Source organism: Curtobacterium sp. ZW137, from assembly GCF_003762905.1.
GTDB lineage: Bacteria > Actinomycetota > Actinomycetes > Actinomycetales > Microbacteriaceae > Curtobacterium.
In genome coordinates, this window is record NZ_RJKS01000006.1 from 126512 (window position 1) to 149723 (window position 23212).

23 protein-coding genes, 1 tRNA gene and 1 riboswitch are annotated in these 23212 nt (G+C 70.7%); of the genes, 17 read left to right on the top strand and 7 right to left on the bottom strand.

What is annotated here, in order from left to right; translation table 11 throughout:
* Positions 1–46: 46 nt before the first annotated feature.
* The 6 genes from EDF55_RS17840 (at position 47) to pstB (ending at position 7511) form a co-directional block, all read left to right on the top strand.
* A complete protein-coding gene (locus EDF55_RS17840; RefSeq protein ID WP_123656324.1) occupies positions 47–2212 on the top strand; it encodes an RNA degradosome polyphosphate kinase in 2166 nt (721 codons plus the stop codon).
* Positions 2209–3204: an NUDIX domain-containing protein gene (locus EDF55_RS17845; protein ID WP_260236101.1), complete on the top strand. Its 996-nt coding sequence runs from the start codon at positions 2209–2211 to the stop codon at positions 3202–3204. Before EDF55_RS17840 ends, EDF55_RS17845 begins: the two co-directional genes overlap by 4 nt.
* Positions 3205–3459: 255 nt before the next feature.
* Positions 3460–4569: a phosphate ABC transporter substrate-binding protein PstS gene (locus EDF55_RS17850; protein ID WP_123656326.1), complete on the top strand. Its 1110-nt coding sequence runs from the start codon at positions 3460–3462 to the stop codon at positions 4567–4569.
* An 86-nt stretch (positions 4570–4655) separates the two neighbouring features.
* Positions 4656–5606 carry a phosphate ABC transporter permease subunit PstC gene (gene pstC, locus EDF55_RS17855; protein ID WP_123656327.1) on the top strand — a complete coding sequence of 317 codons (951 nt, stop codon included), beginning with the start codon at positions 4656–4658 and terminating at the stop codon, positions 5604–5606.
* Between the two features lie 14 nt (positions 5607–5620).
* On the top strand, positions 5621–6700 hold the full coding sequence (pstA, locus tag EDF55_RS17860; RefSeq protein WP_123656328.1) for a phosphate ABC transporter permease PstA: 1080 nt from the start codon (positions 5621–5623) through the stop codon (positions 6698–6700).
* Between the two features lie 31 nt (positions 6701–6731).
* Complete coding sequence (pstB, locus tag EDF55_RS17865) at positions 6732–7511, top strand: phosphate ABC transporter ATP-binding protein PstB (protein WP_123656329.1); 780 nt, start codon at positions 6732–6734, stop codon at positions 7509–7511.
* 215 nt (positions 7512–7726) lie between these two features.
* Here pstB and EDF55_RS17870 read toward each other — a convergent pair whose 3' ends face one another.
* The 3 genes from EDF55_RS17870 to EDF55_RS17880 form a co-directional block, all read right to left on the bottom strand.
* A complete protein-coding gene (locus tag EDF55_RS17870; RefSeq protein ID WP_123656330.1) occupies positions 7727–8620 on the bottom strand; it encodes an anti-sigma factor domain-containing protein in 894 nt (297 codons plus the stop codon).
* On the bottom strand, positions 8617–9216 hold the full coding sequence (locus EDF55_RS17875; RefSeq protein WP_123656331.1) for a sigma-70 family RNA polymerase sigma factor: 600 nt from the start codon (positions 9214–9216) through the stop codon (positions 8617–8619). Before EDF55_RS17875 ends, EDF55_RS17870 begins: the two co-directional genes overlap by 4 nt.
* A 506-nt stretch (positions 9217–9722) precedes the next feature.
* Positions 9723–10352: a DNA-directed RNA polymerase subunit beta gene (locus tag EDF55_RS17880; protein WP_123656332.1), complete on the bottom strand. Its 630-nt coding sequence runs from the start codon at positions 10350–10352 to the stop codon at positions 9723–9725.
* Between the two features lie 126 nt (positions 10353–10478).
* Between EDF55_RS17880 and EDF55_RS18955 the strand changes: the two genes are divergently transcribed.
* From EDF55_RS18955 to EDF55_RS17890, 3 genes are all read left to right on the top strand, one after another.
* The gene (locus tag EDF55_RS18955; RefSeq protein ID WP_165931368.1) at positions 10479–10640 is read left to right on the top strand and encodes a hypothetical protein; all 162 of its coding nucleotides are present in this window, start codon (positions 10479–10481) and stop codon (positions 10638–10640) included.
* Positions 10641–10694: 54 nt separating this feature from the next.
* Positions 10695–10767, top strand: a tRNA-Lys gene (locus tag EDF55_RS17885).
* A 181-nt stretch (positions 10768–10948) separates the two neighbouring features.
* Positions 10949–11269, top strand: a complete 321-nt coding sequence (locus EDF55_RS17890) for a hypothetical protein (RefSeq protein ID WP_123656333.1) — start codon at positions 10949–10951, stop codon at positions 11267–11269.
* Positions 11270–11281: 12 nt separating this feature from the next.
* Here EDF55_RS17890 and EDF55_RS17895 read toward each other — a convergent pair whose 3' ends face one another.
* Positions 11282–12214, bottom strand: a complete 933-nt coding sequence (locus tag EDF55_RS17895) for an aldose 1-epimerase family protein (RefSeq protein ID WP_123656334.1) — start codon at positions 12212–12214, stop codon at positions 11282–11284.
* Positions 12211–13050 carry a DeoR/GlpR family DNA-binding transcription regulator gene (locus tag EDF55_RS17900; protein ID WP_185017520.1) on the bottom strand — a complete coding sequence of 280 codons (840 nt, stop codon included), beginning with the start codon at positions 13048–13050 and terminating at the stop codon, positions 12211–12213. Before EDF55_RS17900 ends, EDF55_RS17895 begins: the two co-directional genes overlap by 4 nt.
* Before the next feature lie 64 nt (positions 13051–13114).
* Here EDF55_RS17900 and galT point away from each other — a divergent pair, with 64 nt between their 5' ends.
* Positions 13115–14212 (top strand): galactose-1-phosphate uridylyltransferase, encoded by a 1098-nt coding sequence (galT, locus tag EDF55_RS17905; protein ID WP_123656335.1) that lies wholly within the window; start codon positions 13115–13117, stop codon positions 14210–14212.
* Complete coding sequence (gene galK, locus EDF55_RS17910; RefSeq protein WP_123656336.1) at positions 14209–15345, top strand: galactokinase; 1137 nt, start codon at positions 14209–14211, stop codon at positions 15343–15345. Before galT ends, galK begins: the two co-directional genes overlap by 4 nt.
* A 621-nt stretch (positions 15346–15966) precedes the next feature.
* Here the strand turns inward: galK and EDF55_RS17920 are convergent.
* Both EDF55_RS17920 and glyA read right to left on the bottom strand, forming a co-directional pair.
* Positions 15967–16890, bottom strand: coding sequence for a bifunctional 5,10-methylenetetrahydrofolate dehydrogenase/5,10-methenyltetrahydrofolate cyclohydrolase (locus tag EDF55_RS17920; RefSeq protein ID WP_123656337.1), 924 nt, complete (start codon positions 16888–16890; stop codon positions 15967–15969).
* A complete protein-coding gene (gene glyA / locus EDF55_RS17925) occupies positions 16887–18248 on the bottom strand; it encodes a serine hydroxymethyltransferase (protein WP_260233321.1) in 1362 nt (453 codons plus the stop codon). Before glyA ends, EDF55_RS17920 begins: the two co-directional genes overlap by 4 nt.
* 29 nt (positions 18249–18277) lie before the next feature.
* Positions 18278–18361, bottom strand: a riboswitch (ZMP/ZTP riboswitch).
* 39 nt (positions 18362–18400) lie between these two features.
* Here glyA and clpS point away from each other — a divergent pair.
* The 6 genes from clpS to purU all read left to right on the top strand — a co-directional run bounded on the left by clpS (position 18401) and on the right by purU (position 23204).
* Positions 18401–18688: an ATP-dependent Clp protease adapter ClpS gene (gene clpS / locus EDF55_RS17930; protein ID WP_123656338.1), complete on the top strand. Its 288-nt coding sequence runs from the start codon at positions 18401–18403 to the stop codon at positions 18686–18688.
* Positions 18685–19161 carry a DUF2017 family protein gene (locus EDF55_RS17935; protein WP_123656339.1) on the top strand — a complete coding sequence of 159 codons (477 nt, stop codon included), beginning with the start codon at positions 18685–18687 and terminating at the stop codon, positions 19159–19161. Before clpS ends, EDF55_RS17935 begins: the two co-directional genes overlap by 4 nt.
* Positions 19158–20096, top strand: a complete 939-nt coding sequence (locus EDF55_RS17940; RefSeq protein ID WP_185017522.1) for a GNAT family N-acetyltransferase — start codon at positions 19158–19160, stop codon at positions 20094–20096. Before EDF55_RS17935 ends, EDF55_RS17940 begins: the two co-directional genes overlap by 4 nt.
* A 52-nt stretch (positions 20097–20148) precedes the next feature.
* Entirely contained in the window at positions 20149–20592 is a 444-nt protein-coding gene (locus EDF55_RS17945; RefSeq protein ID WP_123656341.1) for a MarR family winged helix-turn-helix transcriptional regulator, read from the top strand.
* Between the two features lie 135 nt (positions 20593–20727).
* Positions 20728–22041 (top strand): MFS transporter, encoded by a 1314-nt coding sequence (locus EDF55_RS17950; protein WP_260236102.1) that lies wholly within the window; start codon positions 20728–20730, stop codon positions 22039–22041.
* A 284-nt stretch (positions 22042–22325) separates the two neighbouring features.
* Entirely contained in the window at positions 22326–23204 is an 879-nt protein-coding gene (gene purU, locus EDF55_RS17955; protein ID WP_123656343.1) for a formyltetrahydrofolate deformylase, read from the top strand.
* The last annotated feature ends 8 nt before the right edge of the window (positions 23205–23212 follow it).

The window sequence follows — 23212 nt, forward strand, 5'->3', positions numbered from 1 at the left end:
GTCCACAGCCCCCGCGGCAGCAGCACCCGGGTGGCAGGATGAGCACATGGACACCGAACCGCAGCTCGACGGCGAATCCGTCTCGCACGACCTCGACGACTTCGACGAGGTCGTGGAGGTCGAGCACGAGTCGCTGCCGACGGACCGGTACTTCGACCGCGAGATCAGCTGGCTGCGGTTCAACCAGCGCGTGCTCGAGCTGGGCGAGGACCGGAGCGTCCCCCTGCTCGAACGCGCCAACTTCCTGGCGATCTTCGCGTCCAACCTCGACGAGTTCTTCATGGTCCGGGTCGCCGGGCTGAAGCGCCGCATCGACACCGGGATCGCGGTCCCCACGAACGTCGGTCGTGCGCCGAGCGACGTGCTCCGGGACATCGCGAAGAAGGCCCACGAGCTGCAGGACCGGCACGCGCAGGCGTTCATCGGGTCGCTCAAGCCCGACATGGACGCCGCGGGAATCCACATCGAGCACTGGTCCGACCTGGCCGAGGCCGACCGGCTCCGGATGCGTGAGTACTTCGCCGAGCAGATCTTCCCGGTGCTGATGCCCCTCGCGGTGGACCCGGCGCACCCGTTCCCGTACATCTCGGGGCTGTCGCTCAACCTCGCGGTGCGCGTGCGCAACCCGAAGTCGCAGCGGCAGGAGTTCGCGCGCCTCAAGGTGCCGCAGAACTTCTCCCGGCTGATCAAGCTGCCCGACGACAACTCCGGGCGGATGCGCTTCATCCCGCTCGAAGACCTCATCGCGAACCACCTCGACGACCTCTTCCCGGGGATGGAAGTGCTGGAGCACCACGTGTTCCGGGTCACCCGCAACGAAGACGTCGAGATCGAGGAAGACGAGGCCGAGAACCTCATCCAGGCCCTCGAGCGTGAACTCCTGCGCCGTCGCTTCGGTCCGCCGATCCGGCTCGAGATCACCGAGGACATGGACCCGGTGACGCTCGACCTGCTCGTCCGCGAACTCGACATCACCGAGCAAGAGGTCTACCGGCTGCCGTCGCCGCTCGACCTCGGCTGCCTGTTCGAGATCTCCAAGATCAGCCGGCCGGACCTGCACTACCCCAAGCACGTGCCGACCACCCCGGTGCAGTTCCAGCCGGGCGAGCCGAACACCAAGCCCGACCTCTTCCGCGCGATCGCCGCGAAGGACGTCCTCGTGCACCACCCGTACGAGTCCTTCGCCACCAGCGTGCAGGCCTTCCTCGAGCAGGCCGCCGCCGACCCGCACGTGCTCGCGATCAAGCAGACGCTGTACCGCACCTCCGGCGACTCCCCCATCGTCGAAGCCCTGATCGACGCGGCCGCCGCGGGCAAGCAGGTCCTCGCGCTGGTCGAGATCAAGGCGCGCTTCGACGAGCAGAACAACATCACCTGGGCCCGCAAGCTCGAGAAGGCCGGCGTGCACGTGGTCTACGGCCTCGTCGGGCTGAAGACGCACTCCAAGCTCGTGCTCGTCATCCGGCAGGAAGGCGGGACGCTCAAGCACTACAGCCACATCGGCACGGGCAACTACAACCCGAAGACCTCGCGCATCTACGAGGACATGGGGCTGTTCACCGCGGACGACGTCGTCGGCAAGGACCTCACGCGCCTGTTCAACGAGCTCTCCGGGTACGCGATCGAGAAGAAGTTCAAGCGCCTGCTCGTCGCCCCGCTGCACCTGCGGAAGGGGCTGCTCAAGCGGATCCAGGTCGAGGCGGACAACGCCCGCGCCGGCAAGCCCTCCGGCATCCGGATCAAGGTGAACTCGATGGTCGACGAACAGATCATCGACGCGCTCTACCTCGCCAGCCAGGCCGGGGTGCCGATCGACATCTGGGTGCGTGGCATCTGCTCGCTGAAGCCGGGCCTCGAAGGCGTCAGCGAGACGATCCGGGTGCGCAGCGTCGTCGGGCGCTACCTCGAGCACTCGCGGGCGTTCGCGTTCCACAACGACGGCGACCCGTTCATCTTCATCGGCAGCGCCGACATGATGCACCGCAACCTCGACCGTCGCGTCGAGGCCCTGGTCCGCCTGTCCGAACCGGCCCACATGAACGAGGTCACCGAGATGTTCGACCTCGCGATGGCCGAGTCGACCAGCTCGTGGCACCTCGAGTCCGACGGCGAATGGACGCGTCATTCGACCGACGACGACGGCCGACCCCTCGACGACGTGCAGAATGTCCTCATGCGGAACATCTCGTCCCGGAAGCGCTCCACTCGGTGAGCGGGGGACCAACGGGTCCCGTCCTCGCGGCGGGAGCGGTAGTCTGGCGTGAGCAGGACGGTGTCCCGCTCGTGCTCCTGATCCACCGCGAGCACCACAAGGACGTCTCCTTCCCGAAGGGCAAGGTCGACCCGGGCGAAGCCGTGCCGACCGCCGCGGTCCGGGAGATCGACGAGGAGACGGGCTACCGCGTCCACCTCGGCGCACCGCTCGGCACCGCGGAGTACGTGCTGCCGAACGGCCGCGACAAGGTCGTGCACTACTGGGCCGCACGGGTCAGCGCGAAGGAACACCAGCGCGCCGGGAAGTTCAAGCCCAACGCCGAGGTCGCCGCGATCGAGTGGGTCACCATCGACGACGCCCGCGCCCGACTGACCTACCTCCGGGACGTCGAGATCCTGGACCGCTTCGCCGACCGCGCCGCCCGGGGCGCACACGACACGTTCGCGCTCATCGCCCTGCGGCACGCCAAGACCACCCCCGGCTCGGACTGGCACGGCCCGGACGCCACCCGCCCGCTGCTGCCCGTCGGCCGGACCCAGGCGAAGGCCGTCGCGTCCCCGGTCGCCGCGTTCGGTCCGCGCAAGATCGTCAGCAGCACGGCGGCGCGGTGCCTGGCGACCGTCGAGCCGCTCTCCGACAAGACCAAGATCGGCGTCTCGAGCACACCGGACATCAGCCAGGACGCCCACGACCAGGGCTCGGCCGACGTCAAGGGCGTCGTGCGGAAGCGCCTCGCGAAGGGCAAGACCGCCGTGCTGTGCTCGCACGGCCCGGTGCTGCCGGAGATCATCGCCCGCATCGCGACCGAGACCGCCGGCGACACCGACCCCGGCACGTACGGCGCCGCGGACACCGACGCCGCCGGCGACGCCGCGCGCTTCGACCTCCGTCGTGCCGCGATGCTCTCGGTCGGGGACTTCGCCGTGCTGCACATCGCCGACGGCAAGCTCGTCGCGGTGGAGACGCACCGCAACCCGGTCTCCGCGTAGCGCGCAGCGCAACCCGGTCTCCGCGGAGCGCGCACGGCCCCGGACCCCGCCACCTGGCGGGGTCCTTCGGCGCGCGCGCGGCGAGCCGAGCCTCCCGGCCGACCGTGCCGCTGCCGGGACAACCCCTCGTTCACCTGCCGTTCACCGGGGCGCGTGATCCCGGTCACTTCGCGTCCCTACAGTCGCTCGCGGGTCGGCACCGGCCCGCGGGACCACCAAGGGTCCCACCTGCACTCCACCCCCGAAGGGACCCCTGTGAACATCAAGCGAATCGGCACGGTCGCGGCAATCGCGATCGCCGGCGCGGTCGTGCTCTCCTCGTGCGCGGCGAACGAAGGCGGCGCGGGCAGCACCACGTCGGCCTCGGCCTCGGGTGTCGACTACTCGAAGCTCTCCGGCACGCTCACCGGTTCGGGCTCCTCCGCCCAGCAGACCGCCGAGGCCACGTGGGCCGCCGGCTTCCAGGACCAGGCCTCGAACGTCACGGTGAACTACTCGCCCGACGGCTCCGGCGCCGGCCGCAAGAACTTCATCTCGGGCGCCGCGGACTTCGCCGGCTCCGACGCCGCGCTGTCCGACGCCGAGCTCTCCGGCTCCTTCGGCCTCTGCGCCGCGGACTCGAAGGCCATCGACATCCCGGTCTACATCTCCCCGATCGCGATCGCCTACAAGGTCGACGGCGTGAAGGACCTGACGCTCGACGCGAAGACCATCGCGGGCATCTTCTCCGGCAAGATCACCAAGTGGAACGACTCGCAGATCGCGGACCTCAACAAGGACGCCGACCTGCCGGACGCGAACATCACCGTCGTGCACCGCTCCGACGACTCGGGCACCACCCAGAACTTCTCCGAGTACGTCTCGGCGAACGCCGGCGACGTGTGGACCGAAGCGCCGAGCCAGACCTACCCGTACCAGGTCGGCGACAGCGCGAAGGGCACCTCGGGTGTGGCCTCGGCCATGCAGGGCGCCTCGAACGCCATCACCTACATCGACGACTCCGGCGCCGGTGACCTCGACAAGGCCAAGCTCATGGTCGGCGACACCGCCACCAAGATCTCCGCCGACGGTGCCGCGCAGGTCGTCGCCGACTCCGACGTCGCCGCCGGCCGCGAGGACAACGACCTCGCGATCGACATCGACCGCAAGGACACCGCCAAGGGCGCATGGCCCCTGGTCCTCGTCTCCTACGCCATCGCGTGCCAGGAGTACAAGGACTCGGACAAGGCCGACCTCGTCAAGTCGTACCTGACCTACGTGGTCTCGGACGACGCGCAGAAGGCCGCCGCGACGGAGGCCAAGTCGGCCGCCCTCTCGAGCGACCTCGCGAAGAAGGCCGCCACCGCGGTCGCGTCCATCAAGTAACACCTCCTGAGAGCCCGGATGCCGGTCAGTCACCCCCGACCGGCATCCGGGCACTTCCCCGTCTCCCGACAGGAGTCCCACCTCCCATGACGACCGCACCCCTCCAGCAAGGGTCATCGCTCACCCCGTCGAAGCCGAAGGCCGTCGTGCGCGTCGGCGACCGGGTCTTCTCCGCCGCCTCGGTCCTCTCCGGCGGCCTCATCCTGGTGGTGCTCGCCCTCGTCGCGGCGTTCCTCGTCTGGCAGAGCATCCCCGCCTTCACCGCGAAGGCCGGCGAGCTCCCGAACCAGGCCGCCAACTTCTGGGACTACGTCGGGCCGCTCGTCTTCGGCACCGTCTGGTCCGCGTTCCTCGCGCTGGTCTTCGCCGTCCCGCTGTCCCTCGGGATCGCGCTGTTCATCTCGCACTTCGCACCGCGCCGCATCGCGCCGGTGCTCGGCTACGTGATCGACCTGCTCGCTGCGGTCCCCTCCGTCGTCTACGGGCTCTGGGGCATCGTCGTCCTGGCCCGCTTCGTGCAGCCGTTCTACGCGTTCCTCAACGAGTACCTCGGGTGGATCCCGTTGTTCTCCGGACAGATCTCCGGCACCGGCCGCACGATCCTCACCGCGGCGATCGTGCTCGCGGTCATGGCGATCCCGATCATGACCGCCGTGATGCGCGAGATCTTCCTGCAGGCGCCGACCCTCAACGAAGAGGCCGCGCTCGCCCTCGGTGCCACGCGCTGGGAGATGATCCGGCTGTCGGTCCTGCCGTTCGCGAAGTCCGGCATCGTGTCCGCGATCATGCTCGGCCTCGGTCGTGCGCTCGGCGAGACGATGGCGATCGCCCTGGTCCTGTCGGTGTCCACGAAGGTCACCTTCAACCTGATCGGCTCGCTCAACCCCTCGACGATCGCCGCGAACATCGCACTGCAGTTCGCCGAGGCGTCCGGGACGGCCCTGAACGCGCTCATCGCCTCGGGCCTGATCCTCTTCGTCATCACCCTGGTCATCAACATGCTCGCGCGGTACATCGTCCGCCGGCGCGTCAGCTGAGAGGTCGCACCCCGATGTCCCTCGCACTCCGGTCCTCCGGCGGCAACGTCTTCGCCAACGGCAAGCTGCACAAGTCCGTGCCGTGGCTGCTCCTCGTCGGCAGCTGGGTCGCCCTGGCCCTGGTCTTCGCCCTGCTCAACGCCGGCGGCTCGGTCAAGGACTTCAACGTCGTCGCCGCACTGTTCCTCGGCACGGTCCTCTTCGACGTCCTCATCGTGGTCGTCTCCCGGATCGTCGAGGGCGGACGCAAGGCCGTCGACCGCCTGGTCACCTCGCTCGTCGTCACCGCCTTCGTCATCGCGGTGCTGCCGCTGGTGTCGCTGCTCTACACGGTGCTCGCGGACGGGCTCGCCCGGTTCGACGCCGCGTTCTTCACGTACTCGATGCGCGGGGTCATCTCGGTCGGCGGCGGTGCGCTCCACGCCCTCATCGGCACACTCGAGATCACGCTCTTCGCGGCGCTGATCAGCGTCCCGATCGGCCTGCTCACCTCGATCTACCTCGTCGAGTACGGCCGCGGGGTCCTGGCACGCGGGATCACCTTCTTCGTCGACGTGATGACGGGCATCCCCTCGATCGTCGCCGGGCTCTTCGCGTACTCGCTCTTCGCGCTGTTCCTCGGCCCGGGCGCCCGCTTCGGGCTGGTCGGCTCGGTCGCCCTCGCGGTGCTGATGATCCCGATCGTCGTGCGCTCCACCGAAGAGGTGCTGAAGATCGTCCCGATGGAACTCCGCGAAGCGTCCTACGCCCTCGGGGTGCCGAAGTGGCTCACCATCATCAAGGTCGTCCTCCCCACGTCCCTGGCCGGCATCACGACGGGTGTCATGCTCGCCATCGCCCGCGTCATCGGCGAGACCGCTCCCCTGCTGGTCACCGCCGGGTTCACCACGAGCATGAACTACGACCTGTTCGGCAACCCGATGATGACCCTGCCCGTGTTCGCCTACACGCAGTACTCGCAGCAGGGCGCCAACCCGGTACCGTTCGTCGACCGGGCCTGGACCGCCGCACTCGTGCTCATCCTCATCGTGATGGTCTTGAACCTGCTCGCGCGGTTCATCACCCGTCTCTTCGCCCCCAAGCTGTCGCGCTAGCGCGCGTTCGTCCCCCAGGAAAAGGAACACCGTGTCCAAGCGCATCGAGGTCGACGGCCTCAACGTCTACTACTCGAAGTTCAAGGCGGTCGAGGGCGTCGACATGACGATCGAGCCCCGCACCGTGACCGCGTTCATCGGCCCGTCCGGCTGCGGCAAGTCGACCTTCCTCCGCACGCTGAACCGCATGCACGAGGTCATCCCCGGCGCCTACGTCGAGGGGTCGGTCAAGGTCGACGGCGACGACCTGTACGCGCCGGGCGTCGACCCGGTCATCGTCCGCCGCCAGGTCGGCATGGTCTTCCAGCGGCCGAACCCGTTCCCGACGATGTCCATCAAGGACAACGTGCTCGCGGGCGTGAAGCTCAACAACAAGCGCATCTCCCGCTCCGAGGCCGACGACATCGTCGAGTGTTCTCTGCAGGGCGCGAACCTCTGGAACGAGGTCAAGGACCGCCTCGACAAGCCCGGCATGGGGCTCTCCGGCGGGCAGCAGCAGCGGCTGTGCATCGCGCGCGCGATCGCCGTGCAGCCCGACGTGCTCCTGATGGACGAACCCTGCTCGGCGCTCGACCCGATCTCGACCCTGGCGATCGAGGACCTCATCGAGGAGCTCAAGAAGGACTTCACGATCGTGATCGTGACGCACAACATGCAGCAGGCGTCCCGCGTCAGCGACAAGACGGCGTTCTTCAACATCGCCGGTACGGGGGCGCCCGGGAAGCTCATCGAGTTCGACGACACCGCGACGATGTTCTCGAACCCGTCCGTGCAGGCCACCGAGGACTACGTCTCGGGCCGCTTCGGCTGATCCCGCGGGCGGGGGGCGGGTGCCCGCTGACCCGGAACGACAACGCCGATGTCGGACGACATCGGCGTTGTCGTCGTCTGCGGCGGCGCGGGGCCCGCGGACGCAAGGAACGACGAAGTCGCTGTCGTACGACAGCGACTTCGTCGTTCGGAGTCGAGCGATGGAGTCGAGCGACGGCGTCGAGCGCGCTGCCGGAGCAACCCGCCGGCGCCGCGCTACGCGGAAGTGGGGACCGCGACGATCGGGGTCGTCGTCGGCTGCTTCGAGCCGCCGGCGGGCTCGACCGTGATGCCGATCGTCGCACCGCTCGACTTCGCGCCGCTCAGCACCGCCGAGCGCACACCGCCGTCCACGTCGTTCATGAGACCCGCGGACTCGATCGTGCCGCCGGACTCCTCGGAGCCGATGTACCAGAGCTCGTACGTCTTGTCCTTCGGCGCAGCCTTGACCCCGTCGAGGATGACGGCGGACTTGCCGAGCTGGTCCGACCACACCACGGTGGCTGTTCCGCCACCGGTGACCGGCGACGTGGACCGCTTGAAGTCGGCGGACGCGTAGATCTGGTCGAGGCCGGACGCTGCCTGCGAGGTGCTGGGGCCCGGGCCAGCGTCACCGCTGCCGATGACACCGCCGACGCCGAGACCGACGCCGAGGATGATCACGCCGCAAGCAGCCGCCGCGCTGACCATCGCCGCCGGACGCTGGAACCAGCGACGGCGAGCAGCGGCACTGGCCGCACCACCACCGGAGGTGACCGACGTGACGGAGGCGTTGGGCCCCTCCGGTCCGGAGTCGGAGCCGGCCGCGTGCCGGGCCGCAGCAGGTGCGGACGACGGAGCCGGTGCTGCGACCGGTGCCGGGTCCGCGGCGACCTGCGGGGTCGTCTGGATGGCGGCCATCAGGGCTGCCTTCATCGACGCGGGGGGTTCGATCGGTTCGACCGCGTAGGCGAGTGCCCGTGCGGTCTCGGCGAGCGAGTCGGCCTCGGCGAGAAGCTCCGGGGACGCAGCGAGTACCGCTTCGACCTCGCGACGCTCGGCGTCGCTGAGGGCATCGAGTGCGTGGGACCCGGTCATGAGTGCAGGGTCGTCGTGCCGGTCGGTGGTCATGACGTCACCCCCATCTCGTCGCGGAGTCGGATCATCCCGTCACGGAGACGGGTCTTCACGGTGCCGATCGGCACCCCGAGCTGTTCGGCCATCTCGCTGTGCGAGTAACCGCCGTAGTAGGCCAGCTGCACTGCCTGGCGCTGGAACTCCGTCAGCCGCCCGAGGGCCCGGCTGACGCGTTCGTGTTCGATCCGGATCTCCACGGACTCGGAGACCTGGTCGAAGCCGGACTCGAAGTCGCGGATGCCGATCTTCGTGTCCCGGTCGCGGGAGGACTGCGCGGCGCGGACCCGGTCAACCGCACGGCGGTGGGCCATCGTCAGCACCCAGCTGGCGGCGCTGCCGCGAGCGGTGTCGAACTTGGCGGCCTGCTGCCAGACCTCGAGGAAGACCTCTTGCGCCACCTCTTCGGACTGGGCGCGGTCCTTCAGGAGCCGCGTGATGAGTCCGAGGACACGACCGGAGAGTTCGTCGTAGAGCTCCGAGAAGGCCTGCTGGTCGCCCTGGGCGACGCGGAGGAGGAGGGAATCCGGCGATGCGGGTGCTGGCTCAGCAGAGCTCCAGCCGTCCGTGTCGCGTTCCACAAGTGCAAGCATTGCAGACTTTCCTCCTTCCGGTTCTCGGGGGTCCGACATACGCGTCAGGCGCTGCCGGGAACTGGGACGGGGTCTCCCGCGCGACTCGCAGGGAATTACTCCGGCCGGGTGAGCCGGGTCGAGTCGCACGGGAGGACCTTCGCCGTGTGACGACCCATGGGATCTTCGTCACACGCTGATGATTCGGCACCCTCGCCCGGTCGGATTGCCCGGGCTCCCGGATTTCTCGTCGCGGGTCCTACAGCGCCGTCTCGCCGCCGCGCCCGGCGGTCCGGTGTCCACCGAGAGTGAACAGGGGCGCGCGCACGGCTCGCGTCTCGTAGAATCGATCTCGCCGGGCCGCAGCAAGCCCCGGGCTCCAAAATTCGCCGCTTCGAGCGGCCTCGCGCCGAGAGGCGCTTCTGCGGCCCGGTTTTTCTCTGCCCTCTTCCGGCGTTCCGGCGTTCCGGCGTTCCGGCCGGGAGGCTCGGTCCGGCTCCGACGCGCCACCCGCGTCCGGCTCGGGATCAGTCCAGGGCGTCGCGTCGCCAGAGCGCAGCAGCTGCGGACAGGTCCTCGGCGAGCTCGGCCAGGCGGAACGCCCGGACCGTCAGCACGCTGGCCCGTTCCTCGGCGGTGAGGTCGGAGTCGTCCGCGACGCTCGTCGCCCCCGCCGCCGCGAGCCGGCAGAACGCCGCACCGCGGTCGAGCGCCACGGCGAAGTCACCCGTGTAGAGGCCGTGCAGGATGCTGTCCGCGAGCGTCAGGATCTCCGCAGGGCCGGTCGGCTGCTCGGCGCCGGCGACGGCCTGGTCGATCGTGCCGATGCGCTCCGTGCCGCGGGTGAAGAGGTACGCGATCTCGTCCGGGTTCTGCCGGATCACCGTGCGCATCAGGTAGATCCGCCACAGCGCACCCGGGAGCGTGTGCGCCCCGACGCGTGCCCACAGCTCGGCGACCGCCTCGATGCCGTGCACGTCCGTGTAGGTGACCAGACGCTCGACGACCGCCGGGTCCGGGTCCTGCCGCACGCGGTGGAGCAGCGCGTTCGCGGTCTCGTGCGCGACACGGTTCACGAGCGCGGGGTCCTCGCCGCCCTTGATGGCGGCGAACTCGGCGTCGGTGAAGTGGACTGGACGGTGGTGATCGCGAGGCACCGCAGCAGTGTAGGCGTCGCCGGTGACACGCCCGCCGTTCCTGTGCCCCGAACACGGGCCGCCCCCGTCGGGTACCGTTCTCCGGCGAGGGAGGCACTCCTCCCGGACGTGAAAGAGAGGACCCTCATGAACGCCCTGCTCATCATCCTGGCCGTGATCGCCGTCATCCTGCTGTTCGTCGGCGGGTTCGCAGCGAGCCTGAAGTTCCTGCTCTGGGTCGGTGTCGTGCTGCTCGTCATCGCGATCATCGCCTGGCTGCTGCGGACACTGACCGGTCGCCGGAGCTGACGCACCGCACCTCGGTCTGACCTGGAGGCCCTCGCCCGCTAACCTTGCGGGTGAGGGCCTCTAGCTCAGTTGGTAGAGCACCGGACTTTTAATCCGAGGGTCGTGGGTTCGAGCCCCACGGGGCCCACCTTCGTCGCCGTCGTCGCCACCTCGGGGTACAAGTGCTCCTCAGGCTGCTCATGGCAAGCGCACTGCACAGTTCAGGTCCCGTTCAGCGGACTGTTGGGGTGCCGCCGATAGTGTCGTTCCCGGATCCACTCCTCGTGGGTCACGAGCACCACCTGGAACGACAACGAACGGGGTACACCGTGATCGAGCACATCGACGCCACGCAGACCAGCACCACCGGTGACGCGCGCCGCATCGTGGAGCTCGCCGCAGCGACCGGCACCACCATGAGCGACCAGCTGCTGCTGGACACGCTCCGCCGAAACGCGCAGGTCACGACCCGTCACATCCGCAAGGACTTCGCCGAGGTCGCCACCGGCTCGAGCGTGCTCGGCTACGTGTGCCGACAGCGCAAGCAGTTCATCGCCCTCCGCGGGGACGACCCGGCCTGGGCCCAGGAGATCGGCCGCTACGACTCCGAGTCGCTCGCGGTCGAAGCCCTGCGCATGCGCCGCGGCTGACGACCGGCCGGCTCAGGACCAGACACGGCGGATCCCCCACGAGCCCGTCCAGGTCTCGTCGGGCTCCAGCCAGCGGAGACCCTCGCCCGAGTTGAGGGCGTCGGCCGGCGCGGTCATCGGTTCGACCGCGACCGCCAGCCCCTTGCCGTCGCCACGGGGGAACTCCCGTGACGTGAACACCTGGACGTAGGGGAACGAGGCGTCCTGCCAGAGCTGGACACCATCGCCCTCCGGTCCGTGCATCGTCGTCCGGCGGATGCCCTCGGCGTCCGCCGCGACGTCCGTGTACGCGGTGTCGAGGTCCGAGTCGCCCGCCCGTCGCCCGGCCCGCAGATCGAGGTCCGTGCCGTCGACGGGCTCGGTGCCGTTCGGGATCTTCTTGTCGTCGACGGTGAACGCCGTGGCGGCGTCGAGCGTCACGACGAGGTCCTCAGCGGGGGTGTCGCCGGCGCGGAGGTAGGGATGGGCTCCGACCGCGAACGGGGCGCTGACGCCCGAACGGTTCGTGATCTCGTGGGTGATGCGGATCCCGTCGTCCACCAGCTCGTGGTGCACCCGGGTCTCGAGGGTGAACGGCCAGCCGTGCTGCGGGTGGATCGTGGCTTCCTGCAGCACGCTCGTCTCCGTCTGGGTCACGACGCGGTACGGCGAGAACCGGAGCAACCCGTGCGAGGCGTTGCCGTACTTCGGCTCCGAGATGTCGAGCTGCTGCCGCTTGCCCTCGTGCTCCCAGGCTCCCCCGGCGACGCGGTTCGGCCACGGGACGAGCACGATGCCGTTCGCGCCCGCAGGGGCCTCCGACGCCGGGAAGGGCTCGGTCAGGTCGAAGCCGGCGACGCGGAGTTCGCGGATGCCCGCGGCGACCTCGGTGACGATCGCCTCGACGACCCCGTCCGGGCCGGCGTGACGGAGGTGGTACTGGCCCCCGGTGGGTGCTGCGGTCATGCGCTGTGGTTCCTTCCCGATGTGGTGCCGTCGGCCACGACGACCTCGACCCCGGCGGCGCGCACCAGCTCGACGAGCTCGGGTGGCGCTTCCGCGGTCACGATGACGTCGATGTCCTCGAGGCCGCTGACGACCCCGATGTGGGCGCGCCCGAACTTCGAGCCGTCCGCCACCACGACGGTACGCCCGGCAGCGGCCCGGAGCATCCGCTTCGCCTCGGTCTCGGGCAGGTTGACGTTCGTCAGGCCGTGCTCGACGTCGACGCCCGTGCCGCCGAGGAACACCACGTCGGCGGCGATCATGGGCAGGACAGCGCCGTTGAACGGCGCGACGAGGGAGTGCTGCAGCGGCCGGAGCGTGCCGCCGGTGACGATCACGGTGAAGCGGGGCACGGCCCGTTCGAGCGCGAGGGCCGTGGTGAGCGAGTTCGTGACGACGGTGACGCCGACCAGGTCGTCCCGGGCGACGAGCGCCTCGGCGACCGCGGCGGGTGTCGTGCCCACGTCGAGGACCACACACTGTCCGGAGCGGACGAGCGCGGCGGCGGCGCGGCCGATGGCGGCCTTCGCCACCTGCTGCTCGACGGCGGTCTCCTCGAAGGGCCGCTCGGGCGAACCCGCACCGAGCCGGACGGCACCGCCGTGCACCCGCCTGAGCCGTGCCTCCCGGTCGAGGACCGCGAGGTCCTGTCGGACCGTCACCTCGCTCGTGCCGAGTGCGGCTGCCAAGGCGGCGGTGCGGACCATGCCGGGGGCGCCGTCGACGATCGTGACGATGCGGTCCTGCCGCAGCGGCGCCGGCATCGTGCCGGCGAGGAAGAGGTCGTCATCGCTCACCCGAGTAGTTTCGTCTGCTTCCGATCACTTTCGCAATGCTTCGTTCGCCCGCTACGATGGATCGGTGATCACCAAGCGCGCGACGAAGCTCGCGGACGGCCGCGACCTCATCTACTTCGACGATGCGGACACGCAGCTGCCCGCCGAGCGTCGCATCGACGAGCGCATGCTCGACCCCCGGCCCGAGACGGCCCGGATGCGACAGGACGTCCTCACGGGCGAGTGGGTGTCGATCGCGAGCAGCCGCCAGAACCGTGTCTTCCTGCCCCCGGCCGACCAGGACCCGCTCGCGCCGCAGTCCGACGCGAACCCGTCGGAGATCCCGAGCCGGTACGACGTCGCCGTGTTCGAGAACCGGTCGCCGTCCTTCGGCCCCGCCCTGCAGGCGGACGACGCTCCGGGTTCGCTCGGCGACCTGACGGACGTCGGGCTCAACCGGACGTTCCGCTCGGTCGGCCGGTGCGAAGTCGTGTGCTTCTCACCGGAGACCTCCGGCTCGTTCGCGTCGATCTCCGAGTCGCGGGCGCGCACCGTCGTCGAAGCCTGGGCGGACCGCACCGCGGCGCTCTCCGCGATGCCCGGCATCCAGCAGGTGTTCCCGTTCGAGAACCGCGGCGAAGCGATCGGCGTGACGCTGCACCACCCGCACGGGCAGATCTACGCCTACCCCTACGTCACGCCGCGCACGCAGCGGCTGCTCGACTCGATCGAGCGTTTCGGGCCCGACCTGTTCGAGCAGCACCTGGCGAACGAGCGTGCCTCGGAGCGGGTGGTCCTCGCCGGCGAGCACTTCACCGCGTTCGTGCCGTTCGCCGCGCGCTGGCCGATCGAGATCCACATGCTGCCGCACCGTCACGTGCCGGACTTCGCCGGGCTGACCGACGCCGAGAAGGACGAGCTCGCGCACATGCACCTCCGCCTCACCCGCGGCATGGACCAGCTCTACGGGGACCCGACGCCCTACATCGCCGCGTGGCACCAGGCGCCCGTGCACACCGCACGCGACACCGTGCGGTTGATGCTGCAGATCACCTCGCCGCGTCGGGCGGCGGACAAGTTGAAGTTCCTGGCCGGCAGTGAAGCCGCCATGGGCGCCTGGATCGGGGACCTCGTGCCCGAGAAGGCGGCCGAGTTCATCCGAGGAGGGATCGAGCGCGCATGACGTTCCAGCAGGTGTTCGGGTACGAGCCGACGGTGCGGTACTCCGCGCCCGGCCGCGTGAACCTGATCGGTGAGCACACCGACTACAACGAGGGCTACGTCCTGCCGTTCGCGATCGACCGACGCACCACCGCGTCGATCGCACCGCGGGACGACCGGGTGCTGCGCGTCGCGTCGGCGTTCGACCCGGATTCCGTCGTCTCCCTGTCCCTGGACGACCTCGACCCCGCCGCGATGGACGGCTGGTCCGCGTACGTGTTCGGGATCGCATGGGCGCTCCGCGAGCAGGGCGCCGACCTGACCGGCAAGACCGGCTTCGACCTCTTCATCGAGTCGGACGTCCCCGTCGGTGCCGGGCTGTCGTCGAGTGCCGCGATCGAATGCGGCGTCGCGCTGGCCTTCAACGACCTGTGGGAGCTCGGGCTCGACCGCAAGCAGCTCGCCCGGGTCGGGCAGTACTCCGAGAACCACGCGGTCGGTGCCCCCACCGGGATCATGGACCAGTCGGCGTCGCTCCTCGGGGAACGGGACGCCGTGGTGTTCCTCGACTGCCGCACGCTCGACACCGCCGTAGTGGACATGGCCCTCGAAGCGAACGGGCTCGAAGTCCTGGTGATGGACACCCGCGTCGAGCACGCTCACGCCACGGGCGGGTACAAGGCGCGGCGGGACTCCTGCGAGCGCGGGGCACGGGTGCTCGGCGTCGAGGCGCTGCGCGACGTGACCGTGGACGACCTCCCCCGTGCTGCGGAGCTGCTGGACGACGAGACCTTCCGCCGCGTGCGCCACATCGTGACCGAGGACCAGCGTGTCCTCGACACCGTGCGGACGCTCCGCGAGCAGGGACCGCGGGCGATCGGTGACCTGCTCGTCGCCTCGCACGAGTCGATGCGCGATGACTTCGAGATCTCCGTGCCGGAGCTCGACCTCGCGGTGGCCACGGCCATGGCGAACGGTGCCGTCGGGGCACGCATGACCGGTGGCGGGTTCGGCGGCGCGGCGATCGCGCTGGTCGACGCCTCCCAGCGGGAGGCGATCGGCGCTGCCGTCACGGCCGCGTTCGCTGACGCCGGGTACCGGGAGCCCGCCGTGTTCACCGTGCACGCTGCGCAGGGCGCACGGCGCGACGCCTGACGCGGCGCGGCGCGGCGCGGCGCGGCGCGGCGGCGCGGCGCGGCGCGGCGGCGCGGCGGCGCGGCGCGGCGGCGCGGCGGCGCGGCGCGGCGGCGCGGCGGCGCGGCGGCGCGGCGCGGCGGCGCGGCACGGCACGGCTGCGCAGCATGGCCACTCGGCCGCTGAACTGGTTCGCCAAAGCGACAGTGGTCGGCGGGGCACCCGCCGACCACTGTCGCTTTCGCGTACCGGTTCCGATCCGGCAGCGCGGTTCGGCCTGGCGGACCGCAGCCGGCGTCCGCGACACACGTGGTGCCCGCGACGCCGGCGCCCGCGGGCGGGAGCTGGCGTGGCGGGGGTGGGGCGAGCCTCCAGGCCGGGCGGGTGACGGGCACGCGACGGAAGCGACACGACGCGGCCGTTTGCGCGACGCTTTCGGCGGCGCATTGTCGCTCGATGCGCATGCATCCTCGGGCACGCGACGAAAGCGACAGCGGTACGGCAGATGCGCCGCGCAGACCTGTACGTGCTGTCGCTTCCGTCGCGCCACCGCCACCGCCGCACCCGTCCGCCGCCGCCGCCGCCGGCGACCGCCGCCGACCGCCGCCGCCCGCCCGCCCGGACCGCGCCCCGCAAGCGCACCTACTTCAGGTGGCGCTCCGCTGCCTCCACCACGTTCTTCATGAGCATCGCGCGCGTCATCGGCCCGACGCCGCCGGGCACCGGCGACATGAAGCCCGCGACGGACGCGACCTCCGGATCGACGTCGCCGCGGAGCCGCGCCTTCCCCGTCTCCGGGTCCACCACGCGGGTGATGCCCACGTCGATCACGGCAGCACCGGGCGCGACCCAGTCCGGCTTGACGAGCCCGGCAACGCCGGCCGCCGCGACGATGATGTCCGCGCGACGGCACTCCGCCGCGACGTCCGCCGTCAGGGAGTGCGTCAGGGTGGCGGTGGCTTCGAGGCGGGTGAGCAGCAGGCCGAGCGGACGCCCGACCGTCAGGCCCTGGCCGATGATCGTGACGTGCCGACCGCGGATCGGGATGTCGTACGCCTCGAGCATCGCGACGATGCCGCGCGGGGTGCACGGCAGCGGCGCGTCGATCGTGCCGGCGCCACCGGGGACGGCGAGCACGAGCTCACCGAGGTTGATCGGGTGCAGGCCGTCGGCGTCCTTCGACGGGTCCATCAGCTCGAGCATGGGGGTCGGGTCGATGCCGTCCGGCAGCGGGAGCTGCACGATGAACGCGGTGACCCGGGGGTCGTCGTTCATCTGCAGGATCGCTGCTCGGATGTCGGCGGCCGACGCGGTCGCCGGCAGGTCGATGCGGTGCGAGTCGAGCCCGATCGACGCCGAGTCGCGGTGCTTGCCCGCGACGTACGACAGCGACCCGGGGTTCTCCCCGACGAGGATCGTGCCGAGCCCGGGACGGATCCCGTGCTCGTGCAGGCGGTCGATGCGGACGCGGAGCTCGTCGAGCGTGCGGGCGGCGAGGGCGGTGCCGTCGATGCGGACGGCAGAGCCCTCACCGACCCAGAGAGCACGCGGAAGGACGTCGCTCACGCGTACAGCGGGAACGCGTCGGTCAGGGCCGTGACCCGGGCCGAGAGCGCGTCGATGTCCGGGTTCGGCATGAGGGTCAGCGCGATGATGTCCGCGACCTCGGTGAACTCGGCGTCGCCGAAGCCACGCGTCGCGAGCGCCGACGTGCCGATGCGGACACCGGAGGTGACCATCGGCGGACGCGGGTCGAACGGCACGGAGTTGCGGTTCACGGTGATGCCGACCTGGTGGAGGAGGTCCTCTGCCTGCTTGCCGTCCACTTCTGACGTGCGGAGGTCGACGAGCACCAGGTGCACGTCGGTGCCACCGGTCAGGACGTCGACGCCGGCACCGCGCGCATCCGGCTGTGTCAGGCGCGCGGCGAGCAGCTGCGCGCCACGGATCGTGCGCTCCTGGCGGTCCTTGAACTCCGGGGTGCCGGCGAGCAGGAACGCGGTGGCCTTCGCCGCGATCACGTGCATGAGCGGGCCGCCCTGCTGCCCCGGGAAGACCGCGGAGTTGAGCTTCTTGAACAGGGTCTCGTCGTTGGAGAGGATCAGACCCGAGCGCGGACCGGCGAGGGTCTTGTGCACCGTCGAGGAGACGACGTGCGCGTGCGGGACGGGCGACGGGTGCAGCCCGGCGGCGACGAGGCCGGCGAAGTGCGCCATGTCGACCCAGAGCTTCGCGCCGACCTCGTCCGCGATCTCGCGGAACTTCGCGAAGTCGAGCTGACGGGGGTAGGCGGACCAGCCGGCGATGATCACCTTGGGCTGGTGCTCGACGGCCTTCGCGCGGATGTCGTCGTAGTCGACCTCGAACGTGGTGGGGTCGACGCCGTACGACACGGCGTTGTAGATCCGGCCGGAGAAGTTGAGCTTCATGCCGTGGGTCAGGTGACCGCCGTGGGCGAGCTCGAGGCCGAGGATGGTGTCGCCCGCGGACGCGATGGCGTGCAGGACGGCGGCGTTGGCGGTGGCGCCCGAGTGCGGCTGGACGTTGGCGTACGAGGCGCCGAAGAGCTTCTTGGCGCGCTCGATGGCCAGCGACTCGGCGATGTCGACGTACTCGCAGCCGCCGTAGTAGCGCTTGCCCGGGTAACCCTCGGCGTACTTGTTCGTCAGGACGGAGCCCTGCGACTCGAGGACTGCGCGGGGCACGAAGTTCTCGGAGGCGATCATCTCGAGGAAGTCGCGCTGGCGGCCGAGCTCCTGCTGGAGGACCGCGGCGATCTCGGGGTCGACCTCGCTGAGGGGGGCGTTGAACGCGGCGCGGGCAGCGGCACGGTCAGCGGCCTGGGTGGCGGCCTGGTCGGTCGCAGCGGGCGCGGGATCGGCCGGCTCGGACGCGACGAATGGGGGCAGATCGGTGATGGACACGGGACTCCTACGGTGCTCGGACGGTCGGTCGGCGCAGCCCAGGCGTACGGCCGCGCACCGTGTCAGGTGTCGCTCCCCGATGGTGACCCATCCAACGCCAGTCGCGACCTGATGATGGTACCGAGCCGCCGTCGCTGTGTCACCCTGGATGCATGACGATGCTGCACCCCGAACTCGACGAGCGCACCGACGTGCGCGCGGACGTTCCGTGGGTCACCGTCGTGTGGGACGACCCGGTGAACCTGATGTCCTACGTGACCTACGTGTTCCAGAGCTACTTCGGGTTCCCGCGGGACAAGGCGGAACGGCTGATGCACCAGGTGGACTCCGAAGGGCGCGCGATCGTCGCGACCGGGTACCGCGAGGAGATGGAGCGGCACGTCGAGGCGATGCACGGTTACGGGCTGCAGGCCACCGTCGACCGGGCCACCGAAGCGTGATCCCCTTCGTCCGTCGCGCCGACGGCATCCACCTCGGGCTGGCCTCCGGCGAGCGCTCGATGCTCACGAACCTCACCGATCAGCTCCGCCAGATCCTCGACGGGGACCTGGACTCCGACCCCGTGACGCTCCGGATGTTCCCGGACGCCTACCCCGGCGACCGTCAGGCCAGCTCCGAGTTCCGCCGCTACACGCGCGACGACCTCCGCACGGCGAAGTCGACGAACGCGGACACCGTGCACGCCTGGCTGACGGGCGAACGCGACGGCGCGTTCACCGCCGCCGACGAACAGTCGTGGCTCCGGTGCCTCACCGACCTGCGGCTGACGATCGCGGACCGGCTGGGCATCGTGGACGCGGAGACCGAGGAGGCGACCCGGCTCGCCGCCGACGGCGTCGGCCTCCGGGACGTCTACGACTGGCTCGGGTACCTGCAGGAACACCTGGTCACGACGATGACCGGCCCGGCGTGACGGTCACCTTCTCGGCGTGCTCGGCTCCTGGCGACGGACTGGAGGCCGTGCTCGCCTTCACCACGGACGAACCCGTCGCGTGGATCGGTGCGGACCGGTACCGGCAGGAGTCGGCGGCGCACAACTACCGTCCGGAGTGGTCGTGGCTCGCGGCGCGCGACGGGCAGCCCGTGGGGCGGGCGCTCTGGTGGGGCGGCGCCGACGCTTCGATCCCGTCGACCCTGGACGACGTGGTGGTCGCGGTGTCGGACCCCGAAGAGCGCGTGGCGATCGCCTCCGGCCTGATCACTGCCGGCGCCGAGTCGTTCGGCACGCTCCCCGAGTGGATCGTCGACGTCGCCGTGGACTGGGAGTCGGATCCGCGGGCGGTCGCGGCCGTGGGCTGGCGCGCGGACGCCGCCCGCGCGGCCGGCCTCACCCGGCTGACCGAGCGGGTGAGCGTCGCGTGGACCCCGGCGTCCGACGTGCCGTCGCCCGCCGCGTCCTCGGGGCTGACCTTCCGCGGCGGTACGGACGACGAGTTCCTGGACCTGTTCCGCCGGGTCACGGTCGGCAGCCTCGACGCGCACACGCAGGCGACCGTCGCGCAGCTCGGCCCCAGCGGGACGGCGGCGGACGACCTCGCGTTCTACCGGTCGCTCCCCGGTTCCCGTGACGACTGGCGGATCGCGGTCGATCCGGACGGGCTGACCGTCGGCTTCGTGCTCGCGACCCGGACCGCCTACGACGCGGCGATCAGCTACATCGGCGTGCTGCCCCAGCACCGGGGCCGCGGGGTGGTCGACGCGCTGCTCGCCGAGGGACTCCGGGTGCACGACGCCGCCGGGGAGCCGCGGGTCGTCGCGACGACGGACGCCGCGAACACCCCGATGCGGCGGGCCTTCGAGCGCGCGGGCTTCACCGTGACGAAGCGGCGGATCGTCTTCGACAGCTGAACTTGCAAGGCAGCCTTGCAAGGTGCCCTTCCGAAGTCGTAGCATCGAGGGCATGAGCGCGAGCACCGACACCACGGACGTCACCGCGGCCGAGCTCGCCGGCGAAGTCCTGGCGATGCACGGCCGGATGCGGCGAGCGCTGCTGGCCGGCAAGACCGACGACGTCACCGCGTCCCAGTCCGCTGCCCTCGGGCGGCTGCTCCGCGACGGCGAGACCACGATCGCCGACCTCGCACGTGCCGAGGGGGTGCGTCCGCAGTCGATGGGCGCGACCGTGCAGGCGCTCGTCGACCTCGAACTCGTGGAACGCCGACCGGACCCCGCCGACGGGCGACGGGCACTCGTCCGCGCGACCCCCGCCGGTGCCGCGGCGCGTGAGGACTCCTGGGTCGCACGGACCCGCGTGCTCGCGGAACGACTCCAGGCCCTCCCGGAAGACGACCGCGTGACGGTCGCCCGGGCCATCGGCATCCTCGGCCCGCTCATCGAGCGCTGACCCACCACCAGGAAGAAGCACCCCGCCACGTCCACGTCCACCGCATCCGTCCCCGTCCAGTCCGGCGGCAGCACTCCCGGCAGCACCGGCAGCGGGTTCGGCCCGAAGCTCCTCATCCCGGTCCTCGTCGGGCCGCTGCTCAACCCGATCAACACGACGATGGTGTCGGTCGCGCTCGCGCCGATCTCCCGTGACCTCGGCATCGGCGCGTCCCAGGCGATCTGGCTCGTCGCCGCGCTCTACCTCGCGAGTGCGATCGCGCAGCCGACGATGGGCAAGCTCGCCGACCGGTTCGGCCCGAAGAAGGTCTTCATGGCAGGGCTGGTCATCGTCGGTGTCGCCGGTGTGGTGCCCGAGTTCCTCACCGGCTTCGGCGGCGCGGTGTTCGCCCGGGTGCTGATCGGCATCGGCACGTCGTCGGCCTACCCCGCCGCGCTGACCACCCTGCGGCAGCACTCGGCGCGCATCGGGAAGCCGACGCCGCCCCTCGTCCTCGGCGCCCTGTCGATCACGTCGCTGGTGTCCGCCGCTGCCGGGCCGCCCCTCGGTGGTGCGCTCATCGCCGGGTTCGGGTGGCACGCGATCTTCCTCGTGAACGTCCCGCTCGCCGCGTTCGGCCTCGTCGTCGCCGGGCTGTGGCTGCCGTCCGACCGGCTCCGCCCGCGCTACGACGCCGACGTGCCGGTGCTCACCGCGCTCGACCCGTTCGGCATGGTCCTGATGACCGGGACCGTCTCGGCGCTCCTGGTGTTCCTGCTCGACATCTCGGCGGGCCTCTGGTGGCTGCTCGGCGTCGCGATCGTGCTGCTCGTCGCCCTCGTGCTGTGGGAACTCCGCGCCACGAAGCCGTTCATCGACGTCCGGATGCTCGCCCGCAACGGTGCGCTCACCCGCACCTACGCCCGCCTGTTCCTCGTCTACATGCTCGCGTACACGATGACGTACGGGTTCTCGCAGTGGGTGCAGGACGTCGCGGGGTACTCCAGCGACCAGGCCGGGTACATCCAGCTCCCCGCCGCGATCATCGCGGGCGTGGTGTCGTTCTTCATCGCCCGGAAGACCACCGTCCGCGGCCCGCTCATCGTCGCCGCGACCGTGCCGATCGTCGGCGGGCTGCTGCTCCTCGGGCTGCACACGGGGTCGCCGCTCGTGCTCCTCGCCCTCGCGCCGGCACTGTTCGGCATCCCCCAGGCGCTGGCGTCCGTGTCGAACCAGGCGGCGCTGTACCGGATCGTGCCGCCGGAGTCGATCGGCACCGCAGCGGGGCTCTCGCGAACGAGCGTGTACATCGGGGCGATCGCCGCGTCGTCGCTCATCGGCGGGGTCTTCGGCCAGGCGCCCACCACGGCGGACCTCCACGTCCTCGGCTGGGTGATCGTCGGCATCGCGGTGCTGCTCAGTGCCCTGACGATCTCCGACCGAGCGCTGCGGGCCACCCCGGCGCGCTGACGCGGCGCGCGCTCCGCGGCGGCGCGCGGCGCCGCGGCGCCGCGGCGCCGCGGCGCCGCGGCGCCGCGGCGGCGCGCCGCGGAGGCGCACCGCGCAACCAAAAGCGGTCCGAACCACGCGATCGCGCGGTGCCGATTGCATTCGGTTGTGCGAACCCACCCCGCACCGCAGGGTTCGCAGGCACACGGCCCGCGGACGCACGCACCCTCGCGGCCCGCGACCACCCCGCGACCGCAGCCGCGTGACGGGGCCGAACCGGGCCTCCCGGCCGGTAGCCTGAAGCCGTGACCGACCCGACCGACGCGACTGCGACGCCGCCCACGCACTGGACCCTGACCCTGGTCTGCGACGACCAGCCCGGGATCGTGCACGCCGTCTCCGGAGCCGTCGTCCAGGCCCAGGGCAACATCACCGAGTCGCAGCAGTTCTCGAGCCACGACACGGACACGTTCTTCATGCGCCTGCAGGTCATGGCGCCGGTGGACCGCGCGACGTTCGAAGCGGCCCTCGCACCCGTGGTCGAGCGCTACGGCATGCGCGTCCAGCTCGACGTCGTCGGCCGGCCGCTCCGCACGCTGGTGCTCGTGTCGAAGGCGGGACACTGCCTCAACGACCTGCTCTACCGGCAGCGCAGCGGGCAGCTCCCGATCGACGTGCCACTGGTGCTCTCGAACCACACCGAGCTGTCCGAGCTGGCGTCGTTCTACTCCGTCCCGTTCGAGCACCGCCCCGTGACGGACGCCGACAGCAAGGCGGCGATGGAGCGGCGCATCCTCGACGCGGTGGAGGAGCACGACATCGAGCTCGTCGCCCTCGCCCGCTACATGCAGATCCTCTCCCCCGAGCTCTGCGCCGCACTGCAGGGCCGGGCGGTCAACATCCACCACTCGTTCCTGCCGGGCTTCAAGGGTGCGAACCCCTACCGTCAGGCGCACGCCCGCGGCGTGAAGCTCATCGGTGCGACGGCGCACTTCGTCACGAGCGACCTCGACGAGGGCCCGATCATCGAGCAGAACGTCGTCCGCGTCGACCACACCAAGGACCCGTCCGAGCTGGTCTCCATCGGGCAGGACGAGGAGTCCCGCACCCTCACCCAGGCGGTGCGCTGGATCGCGGAGGACCGGGTCCTCCTCGACGGCGCACGCACGATCATCTTCAAGTAGGCAGCACC

Bases quoted from the DNA above. Each gene is read 5' to 3' on its own strand.
- EDF55_RS17840 (WP_123656324.1), top strand. From the start codon at position 47: ATGGACACCGAACCGCAGCTCGACGGCGAATCCGTCTCGCACGACCTC.
- pstC (WP_123656327.1), top strand. From the start codon at position 4,656: ATGACGACCGCACCCCTCCAGCAAGGGTCATCGCTCACCCCGTCGAAG.
- pstA (WP_123656328.1), top strand. From the start codon at position 5,621: ATGTCCCTCGCACTCCGGTCCTCCGGCGGCAACGTCTTCGCCAACGGC.
- EDF55_RS17870 (WP_123656330.1), bottom strand. From the start codon at position 8,620: ATGACCACCGACCGGCACGACGACCCTGCACTCATGACCGGGTCCCAC.
- EDF55_RS17875 (WP_123656331.1), bottom strand. From the start codon at position 9,216: ATGCTTGCACTTGTGGAACGCGACACGGACGGCTGGAGCTCTGCTGAG.
- EDF55_RS18955 (WP_165931368.1), top strand. From the start codon at position 10,479: ATGAACGCCCTGCTCATCATCCTGGCCGTGATCGCCGTCATCCTGCTG.
- EDF55_RS17895 (WP_123656334.1), bottom strand. From the start codon at position 12,214: ATGACCGCAGCACCCACCGGGGGCCAGTACCACCTCCGTCACGCCGGC.
- galK (WP_123656336.1), top strand. From the start codon at position 14,209: ATGACGTTCCAGCAGGTGTTCGGGTACGAGCCGACGGTGCGGTACTCC.
- clpS (WP_123656338.1), top strand. From the start codon at position 18,401: ATGACGATGCTGCACCCCGAACTCGACGAGCGCACCGACGTGCGCGCG.
- EDF55_RS17945 (WP_123656341.1), top strand. From the start codon at position 20,149: ATGAGCGCGAGCACCGACACCACGGACGTCACCGCGGCCGAGCTCGCC.